We start from the raw sequence: 17,085 nt of genomic DNA on the forward strand, positions 1-17,085 counted from the left end.
CATTAATTTCATACAGCGTCAGTGGTGTAAGATTCTTATTAATGGACGTTATGGCGTATTCGCTGAGGAATCTAACTGCCGCCATAACGTCAATATTTCGCATTATTGTTTGAGGTTATTGTCTAGGAAATCCAGTAATCGTTGATAAAACGCCGCACGATCACTGTCCCGATAAAAACCATGACCTTCGTCATCGATGACCATTTTCTCATAAGGATAATGCTGTTGTTTCAGGGATTTCTCCAGAGCTTCAAACTGCTCTATGGGCGCACGTTCATCATTACCGCCGTGAACAAGCAGCAACTTAGCTTTAAGCTTATCCACGTGGTTTGCTGGCGACATGGCTTGCAATGTTTGGAGATTGTCACCTAGCACCTGTTTTAAATAACTAACTCCAGAGTCAGACTTTTGCACATCACCTTCAGTAAACATCATCGGTAAATCATAGACCCCGGCTTCACCAACGGCACATCTGAACAGATCGGGGGCAAGTTCCGCACTCTGTAGGGCGCTATAGCCGCCAAAACTCGCGCCGACGATGCAGATGCGGTTCTTATCGGCAATGCCCTGATCTATCAAATAACGAGTGGCATCGATAATGTCATACTGTATGTCACTGCTCCACTTCTGAAACCCTGCCTCTTGGAAAGCTTCTCCATAGCCACCGGAACCTCGGTAGTTTACCTGTAGAACCGCATACCCATGTGCGGCCAGAAACTGGTTCTGCGGAATAAATTCCCAATAATCACGAACGTAATGGGGGCCGCCATGGGGATTGACAATCAAGGGCAGCGACTTTTGTGGTTTATTCAATGGTAAGGTCAGAAACGCTTGGATCTCTAATCCATCTCTTGCCTTAATATTCAGTGGCTGGACTTCAGCCATCTTGGCCGGGTCGATACCCTCCATGACTTTAAGCAATGGCCGTAATTTATGTTGCTGAGGGTAATACAGGTAATACGTGCCAGGATCCCGATCGTTGAAAGCCAGAATCACCAGTTTATCGCCTTGACGATCTTCACTGACAATACGGACCTGATACCCGGGCAAACTCTGTAATAGTTGCTTCAGGTACTGACTACGTGGGTCTTCAGCGCTGACAAAGGAGTAGGCTGGGTAGCCATTTTCAAACTCCACCGCATACAGTTGGCCATTTTGTGGATTGATCCAGAAATGGGATGGGTCAACGGTAGGATCACTCACGACTTTCTTTTTATCGCCAGTCGACAGATTAACCTGATAAACACTGTCGGGCTCGCCTTGAACATTAGCGGTGGCATAGATACTGTTGTCGTCAGTTGCAAACGAGATGGGCTTGAAATGGTTCAGTTGCAGCTGCTGGCTGTTGACCCATGCACCATCGTGACGATAAAAGACCTGAGTGTCATTCTTGCTGTCTTCGCCAACGGCGATACGCACTTCGCCATTGGTGTCGGTCATAAAGCGAGCATTACCCACCGGAGCAGTCATTAACCGTTGTCTGACGCCGCGGTATACATCAACCCGGTAAACATCTTGCAATATGTCGCGGGTCAGTGTGGTATGGTTTCCCCACGGAATAGCGCTTACCAGCATATAACGCTTATCGTTTGGAAGCGGGTCTAAGATGTAAGCCGTGGCATCAATAGCAGTATTCTTTTGGATATGAGAGCCAGCCTGCTGCTCCGTTGAAGCATAACCAAACAGGTAACTGGCTTTTTTCCCATCAGCATTAACGGCCATCAATTCGCCATAATACTGAGGTTGTGCATCCCAACCTTTAAGATATTCTTTAGCGAGGACTAGCCGTTCATCGTTGACCCACGCGTAGCTTCCTACTTGAGCATTGCCTGCAAAAAATACCGAATGCATCAGTTTCATGTCTTCGGTGTTAAAAATCAGCAGGCGTTTCTTGCCCTCATGCTTCATTTTGACGGCCAAGTATTCGCCGCCGGGAGAGACTTTCACCTCGGAGAAACTGGCCCCTTTGCTGAATAGCAAAGCAGATTCGGAGATTTCACTGGCGAGCGATGCCGGAACTACAGCAAGCAGCCCAATAACAATAGACAGCCAAAACAATTTCATAGAACGTCCTTGTGAAGATACCCTTTTACTTACGACAGTTAACTTTGTAGCAGCTGCTTTTGAATAAACAACCACTGTTCTTCAAAATGTTGAGTGGGCTTTTGCTGAAATTCACTGCGAACAAATTGGGCAATATGGCCTTCAGCAACAGCCAATAGCATGTTGGCTAAAACACCTTCATCGATATGAAATTTCTGACCTTCCCGCAGTGATTTTTCGCGCAGGATCTGTTTCAGATGGGTCTCAAATTTGGCAAAAATCTGGTTAACCCGCTCCCGTAATCGTTCGTGTTCACCCAATAATGCGTCGCCGTTGAGTAGCCGTGAGATACCGGGATTGCGCTCAGCAAATACCAGTAGTAGTTGTAACATCAGCTGACAGCGGCGCATGGTGTCCTTTTCTTCGGTCATAATCAGGTTAGCGCGCGACAATAAGGACTCCTCGATAAATTCGATAAGTCCTTCAAACATGCGGGCTTTACTGGGAAAATGGCGGTAAAGTGCCGCCTCTGAAACCCCGACTTCAGACGCCAATTTTGCGGTGGTGATCCGCTGTCCAGGATTGGTTTCCAACATCTGCGCTAGGCACTGCAGAATATGGTCGCGACGATTAATTTTTTCTTTGGTCATCAATGGCTCCGGAGCTTACTTGGTACCGGAGTGCCCAAAACCGCCTTCGCCACGGTCAGACGCGGCAAACTCGTCAACCACAGTAAATTGCGCTTGTACCACAGGCACAAATACCAGTTGTGCTAGACGGTCTCCAATCTCTATCTGGAAGGGGTTATCACTGCGATTCCAGCACGATACCATCAGTGGTCCTTGATAATCGGAGTCGATAAGCCCCACTAAATTGCCTAGCACAATGCCATGTTTATGACCTAGGCCGGAGCGCGGCAGAATAACTGCTGCCAACGCCGGGTCGGCCACATGGACGGCAATGCCAGTGGGAATGAGGACTGTCTGCCCGGGTGCTACCGTGAGTGGTGCATCGAGCATTGCCCGCAGATCCATGCCTGCGCTACCTGGAGTGGCATAGGCAGGTAAAGGGAATTCGTTGCCAATACGGCCATCAAGAATTTTCAGTTCGATCGGTGTTTTCATGGTTAGTTTTTATAGTTAGCGATTAGCGTCAGTAATTGGTTGGCGAGGTTCAGTTTATCGGTGGCGGGCAGTTCGTGACAGCCATCTTTTGTAAATACTTTTAGCGCGTTTTGCTCGGCATTAAATCCTAGTCCTGCGACAGAAACATCGTTGGCCGCAATCATATCCAAATGTTTTCGCTGCAATTTATCCAATGCATATTGCTCAAGATTATGGGTCTCTGCTGCAAAACCTACGGTAAAGGGCTTTGGGGTTTGTGCGGCCACCGTTGCCAGAATATCGGGGTTTCTGACGAGCTGTAGTTGCATGGTGTCTTGGCTTTTCTTGATTTTACTGGCGGCAGGTGTTGCCGCGCGATAGTCGGCGACTGCGGCACATCCAATAAATATCTGTTGTTCAGGCAGGTGCGCCATCACGGCATCAAACATCTGCTGCGCTGATTCAACATCAATGCGCTGCACACCTGTCGGCGTTGGCAGGGTTACCGGTCCGCTCACCAGTGTTACTGTTGCTCCCATGCTGGCCGCCGCCGATGCCAAGGCAAAGCCCATTTTCCCCGAACTGTGGTTAGAAATATAACGCACCGGATCGATGGCTTCTCGGGTCGGACCTGCCGTCAGTAGGATCTTCTGTCCTTGTAACAACGGTGCAGCAAAAAAATGCTCGGCAAGCGTAGCTATTTCTAACGGCTCCAACATGCGCCCTGGGCCAATTTCACCACAAGCTTGACTGCCAACGCCAGGCCCCCAAAAGGTTACGCCTCGGTCAGCCAAGATGCTGAGATTATCCTGTGTTGCTGGATGTTGATACATCTGTTGATTCATTGCCGGACATACCGCTAACGGCGCGGAAGTGGCAAGGGCAATCGTGGTAATCAATTCATCTGCCATTCCCGCTCGAAAACGTGCCAGCAGGTTAGCAGTAGCTGGTGCGATGATATACAAATCTGCCCAACGCGCCAGTTCAATATGACCCATACCGGCTTCGGCCGCTGGGTCAAGCAGATCGGTCGCCACGGGATTTCCAGATACCGCTTGCAAGGTCAATGGCGTGATGAACTGGGTGGCACTAGCGCTCATCACCACTCTGACCTCTGCGCCGCGTTCTTTCAGTCGGCGCACCAGATCAGCACTTTTATAAGCGGCGATACCACCACCAATACCCAACAGGATTTTTTTATGCATCAGGCTCATAGCTAGATTCGACTTGGTGGAGTAATTGGCGCTAAACATACCATAAAGCATACGGTGTGTCGTAGTCGCAGGTTGGAAAAGTTCGACCATACTTAACCGGGAATGGACGATGGTGATGTGTGCAAAGGAACTCACAATGGCGATAAGAGACTGGCCGGAAGGCGAAGGCCCAAGAGAAAAAATGCTGCTGCATGGTGCAGGAGGACTCAGCGATGCAGAGTTGTTGGCGGTGTTGTTACGCAGTGGCCTACCTGGGCAGAATGCAGTGGATATGGCGCGGGAGATGCTGCTAGCTTTTGGTTCTCTGCGCCAACTTTTGGCTGCCCCTTTGGAGCAGGTGTGCCGTTTACCGGGAGTGGGACCAGTAAAATTTGCCCAGTTGCAGGCCGCGGCTGAGATTTCCCGCAGAATTTCGCGAGAAAAGTTGCAAAGAGGGACGGTTTTGACAAATCCTGATTTAACTCGCGACTATTTAATGCGACAATTGGCGGACCGAGCCTACGAAGTGTTTGCCATATTATTGCTGGACAGCCAGCACAGGGTGATCCAGTTCGTTGAACTGTTTCGGGGAACACTTGATGCCGCTTCTGTTTATCCTCGTGAAGTTGTGCGTCTGGTGTTGGAAAAGCAGGCTGCAGCGGTCATTGTTTGCCATAATCATCCGTCTGGCGTGGCTGAACCCAGCTTGGCGGATCGGCGAATTACCGAGCGATTAAATAACGCGCTGACAACTATTGATGTCCCTTTGTTGGATCATATGGTTGTGGGCGATTGTGAGATAGTTTCGTTCGCGGAGCGCGGGTGGTTGGAATGATCATTGGCTTGATCTTTATCCAATTATCTAGTATAACATGCGCCCTCTTTGTGCCTCGGGCGACGGCCATACGGGGTACATGAATGCTCGAGCGTTAGAAATTGTTTTTGGAGAAGATTGACATGTCTAGAGTATGCCAAGTTACTGGCAAGCGTCCAATGGTTGGTAACAACCGTTCGCACGCGAAAAACGCAACGCGTCGTCGTTTCTTGCCTAACCTGCAGAACCATCGTTTCTGGTTGGAAGACGAAAAGCGTTTTGTTCAATTGCGCGTTTCTACCAAAGGTATGCGCATTATCGACAAGAAAGGTATCGAAGTGGTTGTAGCTGAACTTCGTGCCCGTGGCGAAAAGGTGTAATAGAAAATGGCTAAAGGTAAAGGCAACCGCGAAAAGATCAAACTGGTATCTAGCGCTAAGACCGGTCACTTCTACACTACTGACAAGAATAAGCGCAACATGCCTGAGAAAATGGAGATCAAAAAATTTGATCCCGTGATCCGTCAGCACGTTATCTACAAAGAAGCTAAAATCAAGTAATTGTTTTTATGCTGAATGCTGAAAAGCCCTTTGACAGTTGTCGAAGGGCTTTTTTGTTATGGGATGAAAAACACGCAATATATGCGCAAATATTGTAAAATCCCGTTGCTTGTCAGCCTGTTGTCATATCATCTCGGTATAACTAAATGCAGGTTGTGTAGTGTGAAAACAAATGCTTTTAAAGTGAATTAAAATGCATTAGCATGACGCGCAACACATGCCATCAGCATGTTTTTCTTTTTATCGCTATTGTAAGAGGCAAAACACAAGGTGCGTACCACTGAATTGGTTGACTCCTTTCGTCACTCGGCTCCCTACGTCAATGCCCATCGAGGCAAGACTTTTGTGGTGATGCTTGGTGGTGAAGCTGTTGCCCACGGAATGTTCCGTTCAATAATCAACGATGTAGCCTTGCTGCATAGTTTAGGGATAAAAGTGGTGCTGGTTTACGGTGCCAGACCGCAAATTGATGCTGCGTTAGCGCAGAATGATATTGCACCCGCCTATCATAATGGCGTGCGTATCACCGACGAAAGTACGCTTAAGATCATTAAGCAGGTTGCGGGTTCGCTGCAGTTTGATATTACTGCCAGATTGTCGATGAGCCTTTCCAACACCCCAATGCAGGGGGCTCAAATCAACGTTGTCAGCGGTAACTTTGTTATTGCGCAGCCATTAGGGGTCGATAATGGGGTGGATTTCTGTTTGTCAGGAAAAGTCCGCCGTATTGATAGCCAAGGGTTAAAACGCTTATTAGATACCGGCGGTATTGTGTTGATGGGGCCTATTGCGGCGTCTGTGACCGGTGAAAGCTTCAACCTGACAGCGGAAGAGGTTGCCACCCATGTGGCCATCAAACTCAAGGCCGACAAAATTATCGGGTTTTCTTCACGTCACGGCATTGAAGATGAATTTGGCGAAGTTATCGCTGAACTGATGCCGAACGATGCGCAGAAAATACTCAGCCAATTGGCAGAAAAGGAAGATGTGGATCGTGGCACTTTGGCCTTTTTGAAAGCCAGTATTGATGCCTGCCGCGCTGGGGTGCCACGCTGTCACTTAGTCAGCTATGAAGAGGATGGGGCGTTACTGCAGGAGCTGTTTACCCGTGAGGGTATTGGTACTCAAATCGTCACTGAGAGTGCTGAACGTTTACGTAGAGCATCTATTGCGGATATCGGTGGTATCCTCAATCTTATCCGTCCGCTGGAAGAGCAGGGAGTGCTGGTACGCCGTTCCCGTGAACAACTGGAGCGTGAAATTGAACAGTTCATGGTGATTGAGCGTGATGGCCTGATCATCGGCTGTGCAGCGTTATATCCGTTCGAGGAAGACAATGCTGGCGAATTTGCTTGCCTAGTGGTGCATCCAGATTATCGAGATGATGACAGAGGGAGCCTGCTGCTTAAAAATATCATCAATCAGGCAAAAGTCCGTGGCTATGCGCACCTGTTTGCGTTGACCACCCGTAGCATTCACTGGTTCTTGGAGCATGGCTTTGAGATGGTGGAAGTAGAAGCGTTACCGCAGAAGAAAAAGCAGCTGTATAACTATCAGCGACGTTCAAAAATTTTACGGTTGGAACTCTGATCATTAAGCCCTGTCTTGCAGGGCTTTTTTACAGTTGGATTAAAGGTTGACATATTATGTCGTGATGGCTAAAACTAAAGCGGCCAACTCTAGAATAATGGAGCACTTAATATGGATAATCAATGGTTTGTACTTGCCCCGCTCAGCAAAGCGGCGCACGCCAGTTTCTGTGTGCTGCTATTAGTGCTCTTGGTACTGTTACTGTTTTTGTTGCTCAAGCAAATGCCGGCGGGCGCCAAAGCAGCATCTGCTGGCTTGTTGTTGGCAACGATAGGTTTTTTCAGCTGGATCTATTGGCAAGCGAACACTGCCGGTATGTCAGTTTCTGCTAAGACGCTGGATATTAAAGTACCCTTGTATAGCCAAAGTATTGCCCTATCGCATCTACAGCTGCAGCATGTGCGGCAAATAAATCTACAGGATAAAGAGACGCCCTCTCTATCTTGGCGTACCAATGGTGTCGGACTACCAGGTTATAGCCTAGGATGGTTCCGGTTGGAATCCGGTAACAAAGCGTTTGCCGCCATATCTGATAGTCACAACGTGGTAATGCTACCAACCGATCTGGGCTATACATTGCTGGTGAGTACTGCAGATGCGCCATCTTTTCTGGCAGCATTACATGCAAACTCAGCCACGCCTTCGCCTTAACAGCATATTGCTGGTGAAAATCGCCAGCGCTGCCCAGATAAAGCCAAAGGTGACACTCTTTTCCATGTCAAACTGCTCGTGGAACCAGACGATTGCCATGATAAACATAATACTCGGACCTACGTACTGAAAGAATCCAAGAGTGCTCAACGGGATACGCACTGCTGCGCCAGCAAAACACAGTAAGGGAATGGTGGTGATAACCCCAGCAGCCACCAGTAACAGATTTAATTGCCAGCTGTTTGCCAACATATGGCTGGTGGTTGGTGCATCGCCAAAGATAACAAACAGGAGTGCGGGAGGCACTAGCACCGCCGTCTCCACTAACAAACCGGTTGCAGCGTCAACGTTAACCTTTTTCCGTAACAAGCCATAAAAGCCAAATGTTGCCGCTAGGCCTAATGAGACTAATGGGATCGAACCAAATGAGATTAACTGGATGGCAACGCCCAAAGCGGCCAACGACACGGCAAGCCACTGCCAGCGATTGAGCTTCTCAGAAAGAAAGATTAGCCCGAGCATTACGTTAAACAGCGGATTAATAAAATATCCTAGACTGGCATCCAATAGGTGGTTGTTGTTTACCGCCCAGATAAATAACAGCCAGTTACTGGCGACTAGCACCGATGTGGTCAGTAACACTAATAGCTGTTTGGGGCGACGTAACAAGGCTCTGAGATGTCCAAATCCTCCCAAAAGACTCATCATTAGCCCCATCAGTATGAAGGACCATACAATACGATGGATAAGGATCTCCAGCGGAGATACATCATGTAACAGCTTGAAGTACAGCGGGGCAAATCCCCAGAAAATATAGGCACAGAGTGCCAGAATAATGCCTTTACGGTATTCAGATTCAGCCATGATAAGGGGAGTTGCAGCAACAAAGAACTTGGATTGTATGGGGCAAGCTGCTGAATTAGCAAGCACAGTTGTGTAGCGTTACCGAACTCTCATAGAAAACCGCAGTTCTGGCTGGTGCTTGGCTATTTGAGTCCGTTAGAATAAGCAAGATTTGTGTCATAGCACCTAATGATGGAACACGCTATTAATTTCCCCCTAGAACCACCACTGTTAAATGCTGCCGAGCCATTGGAGCAAATGCTGCGGCAGATTTTTGGCTATCAGAGTTTTCGAGCCGGGCAACGCGATGTCATGGTGCGGGTACTGGCTGGACAAGATTGTCTGGTGGTGATGCCAACGGGTGGTGGTAAAAGCTTGTGCTATCAGTTGCCTGCGTTGGTCATGTCAGGTTTAACTGTGGTGGTATCACCGCTGATTTCCTTAATGAAAGATCAGGTAGATAGCTTGCTGCAATCTGGGGTAAACGCTGCCTATCTGAATTCGTCATTGCCACGAGACCAACAACTGCAGCTATTAAGACAGCTACATCAAGGGGAGATCCGTTTACTTTATATTTCTCCTGAGCGGTTGCTGCAACCCGAGTTTATCGAACGTCTGCAATACCTAGGCGTAGCAATGTTTGCCATTGATGAAGCGCATTGTATCAGTCAGTGGGGACATGATTTTCGCCCCGAGTATGCGCAATTGGGTATGCTGAAACAGACCTTTCCCACTGTGCCTATTATGGCCCTGACGGCCACCGCCGATAATGCCACTCGTCTGGATATCTGTCAGCATTTAGGTATTCAGCCTTACATCTTATTGTCTAGCTTTGATCGGCCGAATATCCGCTATACCGTGGCAGAAAAACTGAATGCTGCTAATCAGTTACGACAGTTTATCAGTGCGCAGCATGGGGCATCTGGCATCGTCTATTGTTCCAGTCGTCGGCGGGTTGACGAAGTGGCAGTCCGCTTGCGTCAGCAAGGGTTTGCGGCAGAGGCTTACCACGCAGGTATGACTCAGCAAGAACGTAGCAGCGTGCAGGAACGTTTTCTTAAAGATCAATTGGATATCGTGGTTGCTACCGTAGCTTTCGGCATGGGTATTAATAAGTCCAACGTGCGTTACGTGGTTCACTATGATCTGCCTAAAAGTATTGAATCATATTATCAGGAGACTGGCCGTGCAGGGCGTGACGGACTGGAAGCCGAGGCATTATTGCTATTTGAGCCAGCCGATATTGGCCGAGTGCGCCATTTGATTGACCAAGGAACGCCCGGACCACAACAAGAAGTGGAACTCCACAAGCTCAATACGATGGCGGCTTTTGCAGAAGCTCAAACCTGTCGTCGACAGGTCTTGCTGCATTATTTTGGCGAAGCTGCGGATCGTCCCTGCGGTAACTGTGATATCTGTCTGGATCCGCCCAAACGTTATAACGGTACTGAGGATGCGCAAAAGGTGCTTTCCTGTGTTTATCGTCTGAAGCAACGTTTTGGCATCAATCATCTTATTGAGGTGTTGCGAGGTTCTGCTGCTGCGAACGTGATAGACCGGGGGCATGATAAGCTGTCAACCTGGGGGGTAGGCAAAGACAAACCTCATGAATACTGGTTGAGCGTCATTCGTCAGTTGATCCACCTAGGCTTGATCAATCAGGATATTACTCGAGGTTCCTGTTTGCTCTTGAACGATGCGGCAAGACCGGTACTTCGGGGTGAGGTGGCGTTGATGTTAGCTGAGCCACGGCTGACGCTTGCGGTCAGCCGCCGCCGGCATGGACATCAGCCGCCGTTGAATTATGACCGCAAGCTTTTTGCACGGCTCAAGGGCTTACGTCGAGAAGTCGCAGAAGAATTAGATGTGCCACCATACCTTGTCTTTAACGATGCCACGCTGGCAGAAATGGCGGCACTGTTACCCACCAGTGAAGGTGAACTGCTGGCGGTCAACGGTGTGGGTGAGCGCAAACTCGCCCGTTTCGGTCAGCAGTTTCTCGATGAGATTACTACTTATCTCGCCGCAGACTGAAGCCCATCATCACTTCTGCTACGGTTCAATTGATTCGCATTGGCTCTTTTTAACAGAGTTTGCAGCGTATCCGGTTGTGTCAGCGATGCTGCTCCCAGATGTATTTTAGCGGTGTGCCAGCGTTGCAGTACCGGCTCCAACTGCGCTATCACTCTTTCTGAGCCGATGGCCGATGTATAAGGTAGTAGAATGAGTAACTCTGTAGCAGAGTGTTGCAGTAACTTATCTTGTTCACGTAGCTTTTTCTCAATTTCATCCTGCAGCAACGGCAGCTCAATCTGTCTGACATGGCGAATATCAAGTAGCAATACGCTTAAGGGATAACCGGCATTTTTAGCAGTGTTGAGCATATGTTCTGCCAACTGTTCATCGCTACTTTGGTTTAGATGTACTGCTAGGTTCCAGCCGCGGCTTTTACCGAAGATCCAGGTAGCTAAACCAGCAATTATCAGTAACAGAAAAATAATGAACGCATAGATTCGATTGAGTTGTTGTTGCTGATTTGCTGCCGCCTCACTTATGAGTTGCTGCGCTTTAGTTTTTTGTTGTTCTTGCAGTTCCAGTTTGGCTTTGTACTGCATGAATTGGGTGTTGTTGAGTTTTTGCTGGGCTTTTTCTCCAGCGGCAACATTTTTGAGCATACTGAGGTAAGCATTTTTATAATCGTCATTCTCAGCATAAAGCTTGGCTTCGAGGAAATAGGTGCGCGACAGGTCATCATACTGTGACAGCCGCTGAGCGAGGTTAGCGGATGAATTGAGGTAACGCAGTGCGGCATCTGGGCGCTTTTGTGCAATCCGGATCTGTGCCAAAAGCCGCTCAACTCTTAACTCCCATAGCAAATTTTTGTTGTTTACAAATATTGCTGATGCGGCGGTGATGTCCGCTTCCGCCTCGGCAAGGTTCCCTAACATTAATTCGATAGAGCCTATCTGCGCTTGACTGAAAGCCCTTTCTAAAGGTGAACTAATTTCTGGTAGCAGTTCGATGGCACTTTGCAGCATCCGCAGGCTTTTAGCTCTGTCACCTGCATCCAACGCAATTCTTGCTCCCATGACCGCAAGTGCTTGCTTGACTTTGCCTTTTGTTTCTGGCGTTTTTAACGCGAGATCCAAGTAATAATCTGCTTGGGATAAGTCCCCTGTGGCGTGCATTACCCCTGCCATATCCGCATACAGATAGGCGATGGGTGGCCACACCCAATGGTCTCGCTGTTTTTCTAGGTCTGGGTAGACATCCAACGCCAAACGAAGACTCTCAATGGCGGCACTGTAGTTACTTACCGCATACTCAAGCGTACCTTTGAGCCTTAACGAACCGACAATTGCCTGTGGCTGATTACGATTTTTTGACTCCTCAATGGCAATATCGAGCAGGGTAAACGCGCGCTTAAAGTCTTCTTGGTCACCATATGCATCCGCTTCGCACGTCTGAAAATATACGATGGCTTGCTCAAGCTTGCTATGGCGAGCTTGCTGTTGGGACGTTTGAGCTAAATTAATCGCTTGGCGATGTTCACCGAGTTGTACCAATGTTTGGCACATCAATACTTGCTGTCGTAGCTGTTGTTGTTGCGTCAGTGGCTGTTGCCCAATGGCCTCCAATTTTTGCTTGGCAGCATCGGGGTATTGATAAATCAATGACACAAGGTCATCCATGTCTTTGTCGGTATCGGCAGCTACTGGCCATGCCAATAGTGACAGGCCCAATACCAAAATACGAAAGTCCATTTACACTCCGCTTGTCTTTGGAGATAACAGGTGGTGAAAAATCAGGCGGCGATTATAGCGTGTTTTTAGCAAGATGTTGCACAGAAAAACAAGGCGGAAACATCATTTATGTTGGATGATGCAAGGAAACTTCATGTAAATATCGCGGTGAGTTTTTGGCTGCAGGCAAAATGAGGTTGACAGCAAGCCCTAAGCCGGTTAATTATTGGACCGCATTAAATTGAAATGACAACACAGTTATTAACAGTCGCCGAATTCTATTATCTGGTATGAATAGTTACATTAGTTCTCTCTCACTCCTCCTCCTTACTCTCGCAGGCGTTGCGCGGAGGAGTTGAAGCTGTCTACCCGATAGTAAAATGAAAACTCAAAACCCCGCGCTGATCCCGCGGGGTTTTTTGTTTTCAACACAAATGTATTGATATGAGCGATATTACTGATGGAGAAATCAGATGTCTGACAAAGTATTTATTTTTGATACCACATTGCGTGACGGTGAACAGGCGTTGGCTGCCAGTTTGTCCGTAAAAGACAAATTGCAGATCGCCCTAGCGCTTGAACGCTTGGGGGTGGACATCATGGAAGTGGGCTTCCCAGTTTCTTCTCCTGGCGATTTTGAATCGGTGCAAACCATCGCGCGTACAATCAAAAACAGCCGTGTTTGTGCCTTGTCGCGAGCATTGGAAAAAGATATTGATGCCGCGGCGCAGGCGCTGGCGGTAGCAGAGCAGTTCCGCATTCATACCTTTATCTCTACCTCCAATATTCATGTCGAAAGTAAGCTGAAACGCTCTTTTGATCAGGTTCTGGAAATGGCCGTTGGTGCGGTTAAATATGCTCGCCGCTTTACCGACGATGTAGAGTTTTCCTGTGAAGATGCAGGACGTACGCCCATTGATAATTTGTGCCGCATGGTGGAAGCGGCCATTGCGGCGGGGGCGCGTACCATTAATATCCCCGATACCGTGGGTTACACCATCCCTAACGAGTTTGGTGGGATTATCCAGACCTTGTTTAATCGGGTGCCGAACATCGACCAAGCGGTAATTTCCGTACATTGCCATGATGATTTGGGGTTGTCTGTGGCGAACTCCATCTCTGCGGTGCAGCAGGGGGCCCGCCAAATTGAATGTACCGTCAATGGTATTGGCGAACGTGCCGGTAACTGTTCGCTGGAAGAGATTGCAATGATCTTGGCAACCCGCAAAGATTTCCTGGGTTTGGCAACCAATATCAACGCGAAGGAAATATACCGTACTTCCGCTTTGGTCAGCCAGATTTGCAACATGCCGGTGCAGCCTAATAAGGCGATTGTCGGTTCCAATGCTTTTACCCATTCGTCTGGTATTCATCAGGACGGCATGTTGAAGGCGAAAAACACCTATGAAATCATGACCCCAGAAAGTATCGGGCTGAATCGCAATAATCTGAATATGACCTCCCGTTCTGGCCGCCACGTCATTAAGCACCGCATGCAGGAAATGGGCTATGGTGAGAGTGATTACTCACTGGATCTGCTGTATGACAAGTTCCTGAAGTTGGCGGATAAGAAAGGTCAGGTGTTTGACTACGATCTGGAAGCACTGGTATTCATGGAAGGTAAGATTGACGGCGATGAGTATTATCAGATGGCACAGTTAGCCATTGCATCTGACTCCATTCAAGGTGAAGCATCTGCCACGGTACAATTGAATATTGGTGATGAAACGGTTAATGCGACTGCCAGTGGTAACGGTCCGGTTGATGCGGCCTATCGTGCCATTGCGAAAGCCAGTGGCACGGAAGTCAATATTAACAGCTACAAGCTGAGCGCTAAGGGCGAAGGCCAGGATGCGCTGGGACAGGTGGATATTACCGCGCGATATCGTGGGCAGAATTTCCACGGCGTTGGTCTAGCTACCGATGTGGTTGAAGCGTCGGCATCGGCACTGGTATATGTGATGAACCTGATCCACAGAGCAGATCAGGTTGCCGATCAAAAACAGAAAATTATGGAAAAGAAGGAATTGGGTGGCGTATGAGTTACAAGGTAGCCGTGTTGGCGGGCGACGGTATCGGCCCGGAAGTGATGACCGAAGCTCGCAAAGTGCTGGTCGAGGTAGAACAGCGTTTCGGTCTGGATATCACCTACAGTGAATATGATGTGGGCGGTGCCGCGATTGACAACTATGGATGTCCGTTGCCAGAGGCCACCCTGAGAGGTTGTGAGCAGGCGGATGCTATATTGTTCGGTTCAGTGGGTGGTCCGAAATGGCAGCATTTGCCACCAGATAGTCAACCTGAGCGTGGTGCGTTATTGCCACTACGCGGTCATTTCGAACTGTTCTGTAACCTGCGTCCAGCACGATTACACGATGGCTTGGAGTCTTTGTCCCCGCTACGTGCAGATATCTCCTCCCAAGGTTTTGATGTGGTGTGTGTGCGCGAACTGACCGGCGGTATCTACTTTGGCAAGCCCAAAGGTCGTCAGGGGGAAGGCGAAACAGAAGAAGCCTTTGACACTATGCGCTACAGTCGCCGCGAAATTCGGCGTATCGCAAAAATTGCTTTTGAAACCGCCAGGCTGCGCAAGCAGAAAGTGACCTCAATCGACAAAGCCAACGTACTGGCCTGTTCCGTATTGTGGCGCGAAGTCGTCGAAGAGGTGGCAAAAGATTACCCGGATGTCACGTTGGAGCATATGTATATCGATAATGCCACCATGCAATTACTGCGGCGCCCGTTTGATTTTGATGTCGTGCTGTGTTCCAACCTGTTCGGTGACATCTTGTCTGATGAAATCGCGATGTTGACGGGGTCCATGGGGTTGTTGTCTTCTGCTTCCATCAATGGCAGCGGTTTCGGTTTATATGAACCCGCGGGCGGTAGCGCCCCGGATATTGCGGGTAAAGGCATTGCTAACCCAGTGGCGCAGATCCTCTCTGCTGCACTGATGTTGCGTTATTCGTTGAAACAGGAAGACGCGGCTTGTGCGATTGAACGGGCCGTTGGTAAAGCGTTGGCAGAGGGTTTCCTAACAGGTGAACTATTACCTGCGGCACAGCGTGACCAAGCGAAAACAACCAAACAGATGGGCGATTTTATCGCCAATGCTATCCGGGACGGGGTGTGACATGGGCAAAACATTGTACGAAAAAGTGTGGGATACCCATGTGGTGGCCGTACCTGAGGGCGAAGCGCCAATCATTTATGTGGATCGCCATTTGGTGCACGAAGTGACTTCACCACAAGCGTTTAGTGGTTTAAAAATGGCGGGTCGTAAACTGCGCGCCCCCGAAAAAACCTTTGCCACCATGGATCACAACACCTCGACTCGTAGTGCCAGCCTAGAAGCCTTGAGCCCCATGGCGCGCACTCAGGTGGAAACTTTGCAGCAGAACTGCCAGGAATTCGGCGTGCGTCTATACGATATTCACAATCCCAGACAAGGGATTGTGCATGTGATAGGGCCGGAGCTGGGGATTACCTTGCCTGGTACAGTCATCGTCTGCGGCGATTCACATACCGCGACTCATGGGGCGTTTGGCGCATTGGCTTTTGGTATTGGCACTTCTGAAGTGGAGCATGTGCTGGCGACCCAGACCCTGCGTCAGCTGAAAGCTAAAACTATGAAAATCGACGTCCGCGGGCAAGTGGGGAACGGCATTACCGCCAAAGATATTGTACTGGCCATTATCGGCAAAATTGGCATGGATGGTGGTACCGGTCATGTGGTGGAATTTTGCGGTGAGGCCATTCAGGCGTTGTCGATGGAAGGTCGCATGACGCTGTGTAATATGGCCATTGAAATGGGGGCTAAAGCGGGCATGGTTGCACCGGATCAAACCACCTTTGATTATCTGCAAGACCGAGAATTTGCACCTAAAGGTGCTGCCTGGGAGCAAGCCGTGGCTGCCTGGAAACAGCTGCACAGTGATGCGGATGCTGAATTCGATGCGACTGTGGTAATAAACGCGGCTGACATCGCCCCGCAACTGACCTGGGGTACTAATCCCGGACAAGTGACGGCTATCGATAAACCCGTGCCAAATCCGGCCGATGTAACTGACTCTGTAGTGCGTGGCAGTATGGAAAAAGCGCTGCAGTATATTGGACTGGAACCTGGAACGCTGATGACCGATGTGGCCGTAAATAAGGTTTTTATCGGTTCCTGTACCAATTCACGCATTGAAGATTTGCGCAGTGCGGCAGCGCAAATTCGTGGACGTAAGGTAGCTGCTGGTGTAAATGCGATTGTAGTCCCAGGATCTGGGCAAGTGAAAGCTCAGGCCGAAGCCGAAGGGCTGGACAAGCTTTTCACCAATGCGGGTTTTGAATGGCGCTTACCTGGTTGTTCTATGTGTCTGGCGATGAATGATGATCGCCTCGCTCCCGGCGATCGTTGTGCTTCTACTAGTAACCGTAACTTCGAGGGGCGTCAGGGCCGCGGTAGCCGCACCCATCTGGTAAGTCCGGCGATGGCCGCCGCAGCGGCAATTGCGGGTCATTTTGTTGATATTCGCCAGGGCGCAGAGGAGAAATAAC

15 protein-coding genes are annotated in these 17,085 nt (G+C 49.1%); 9 read left to right on the forward strand and 6 right to left on the reverse strand.

The genetic code is table 11. From position 1 onward, the window contains the following. Positions 1 to 102: 102 nt before the first annotated feature. Genes IE064_RS12995 through coaBC form a run of 4 tightly spaced genes read right to left on the reverse strand, consistent with a single transcriptional unit; the run spans position 103 to position 4,360 of the window. Complete coding sequence (locus tag IE064_RS12995) at positions 103 to 2,064, reverse strand: alpha/beta hydrolase family protein (protein WP_189618150.1); 1,962 nt, start codon at positions 2,062 to 2,064, stop codon at positions 103 to 105. Between the two features lie 38 nt (positions 2,065 to 2,102). After that, entirely contained in the window at positions 2,103 to 2,693 is a 591-nt protein-coding gene (gene slmA / locus IE064_RS13000) for a nucleoid occlusion factor SlmA (protein WP_133040115.1), read from the reverse strand. 15 nt (positions 2,694 to 2,708) lie between these two features. After that, a complete protein-coding gene (dut, locus tag IE064_RS13005) occupies positions 2,709 to 3,167 on the reverse strand; it encodes a dUTP diphosphatase (RefSeq protein WP_133040116.1) in 459 nt (152 codons plus the stop codon). 2 nt (positions 3,168 to 3,169) lie between these two features. Beyond that, positions 3,170 to 4,360 (reverse strand): bifunctional phosphopantothenoylcysteine decarboxylase/phosphopantothenate--cysteine ligase CoaBC, encoded by a 1,191-nt coding sequence (gene coaBC / locus IE064_RS13010; RefSeq protein ID WP_189618151.1) that lies wholly within the window; start codon positions 4,358 to 4,360, stop codon positions 3,170 to 3,172. A gap of 136 nt (positions 4,361 to 4,496) precedes the next feature. On the opposite strand from coaBC, the gene radC reads away from it, so the two are divergent. From radC to IE064_RS13035, 5 genes are all read left to right on the forward strand, one after another. After that, positions 4,497 to 5,174, forward strand: coding sequence for a RadC family protein (radC, locus tag IE064_RS13015; RefSeq protein ID WP_189618152.1), 678 nt, complete (start codon positions 4,497 to 4,499; stop codon positions 5,172 to 5,174). Positions 5,175 to 5,296: 122 nt separating this feature from the next. Beyond that, entirely contained in the window at positions 5,297 to 5,533 is a 237-nt protein-coding gene (gene rpmB, locus IE064_RS13020; protein ID WP_028769274.1) for a 50S ribosomal protein L28, read from the forward strand. Between the two features lie 6 nt (positions 5,534 to 5,539). Beyond that, positions 5,540 to 5,713, forward strand: a complete 174-nt coding sequence (gene rpmG, locus IE064_RS13025) for a 50S ribosomal protein L33 (protein ID WP_133040119.1) — start codon at positions 5,540 to 5,542, stop codon at positions 5,711 to 5,713. 270 nt (positions 5,714 to 5,983) lie between these two features. Beyond that, positions 5,984 to 7,303, forward strand: a complete 1,320-nt coding sequence (gene argA, locus IE064_RS13030) for an amino-acid N-acetyltransferase (RefSeq protein ID WP_189618153.1) — start codon at positions 5,984 to 5,986, stop codon at positions 7,301 to 7,303. Positions 7,304 to 7,414: 111 nt separating this feature from the next. Next, complete coding sequence (locus tag IE064_RS13035; RefSeq protein WP_189618154.1) at positions 7,415 to 7,954, forward strand: PH domain-containing protein; 540 nt, start codon at positions 7,415 to 7,417, stop codon at positions 7,952 to 7,954. Here the strand turns inward: IE064_RS13035 and rarD are convergent. Then, positions 7,934 to 8,818 carry an EamA family transporter RarD gene (rarD, locus tag IE064_RS13040; protein WP_189618155.1) on the reverse strand — a complete coding sequence of 295 codons (885 nt, stop codon included), beginning with the start codon at positions 8,816 to 8,818 and terminating at the stop codon, positions 7,934 to 7,936. The genes IE064_RS13035 and rarD overlap by 21 nt on opposite strands. 237 nt (positions 8,819 to 9,055) lie before the next feature. Here rarD and recQ point away from each other — a divergent pair, with 237 nt between their 5' ends. Then, positions 9,056 to 10,831: a DNA helicase RecQ gene (recQ, locus tag IE064_RS13045; protein WP_373295269.1), complete on the forward strand. Its 1,776-nt coding sequence runs from the start codon at positions 9,056 to 9,058 to the stop codon at positions 10,829 to 10,831. On the opposite strand, the gene IE064_RS13050 is transcribed toward recQ, so the two are convergent. Continuing rightward, positions 10,813 to 12,561: a tetratricopeptide repeat protein gene (locus IE064_RS13050; protein WP_189618156.1), complete on the reverse strand. Its 1,749-nt coding sequence runs from the start codon at positions 12,559 to 12,561 to the stop codon at positions 10,813 to 10,815. The two genes, recQ and IE064_RS13050, sit on opposite strands and share 19 nt — an antisense overlap. Before the next feature lie 452 nt (positions 12,562 to 13,013). Between IE064_RS13050 and leuA the strand changes: the two genes are divergently transcribed. From leuA to leuC, 3 genes are read left to right on the forward strand one after another with little or no spacing between them, the layout of a single operon-like run. Continuing rightward, positions 13,014 to 14,582: a 2-isopropylmalate synthase gene (gene leuA / locus IE064_RS13055; RefSeq protein WP_189618157.1), complete on the forward strand. Its 1,569-nt coding sequence runs from the start codon at positions 13,014 to 13,016 to the stop codon at positions 14,580 to 14,582. Next, positions 14,579 to 15,673: a 3-isopropylmalate dehydrogenase gene (leuB, locus tag IE064_RS13060; protein WP_189618158.1), complete on the forward strand. Its 1,095-nt coding sequence runs from the start codon at positions 14,579 to 14,581 to the stop codon at positions 15,671 to 15,673. The genes leuA and leuB overlap by 4 nt, the downstream gene beginning before the upstream one ends. A gap of 1 nt (position 15,674) precedes the next feature. Continuing rightward, complete coding sequence (leuC, locus tag IE064_RS13065) at positions 15,675 to 17,084, forward strand: 3-isopropylmalate dehydratase large subunit (RefSeq protein ID WP_189618159.1); 1,410 nt, start codon at positions 15,675 to 15,677, stop codon at positions 17,082 to 17,084. Position 17,085: the final 1 nt, after the last annotated feature.

The sequence above is a fragment of the Shewanella fodinae genome, assembly GCF_014651955.1.
In the GTDB taxonomy this organism is placed as follows: Bacteria; Pseudomonadota; Gammaproteobacteria; order Enterobacterales; family Shewanellaceae; genus Shewanella; species Shewanella fodinae.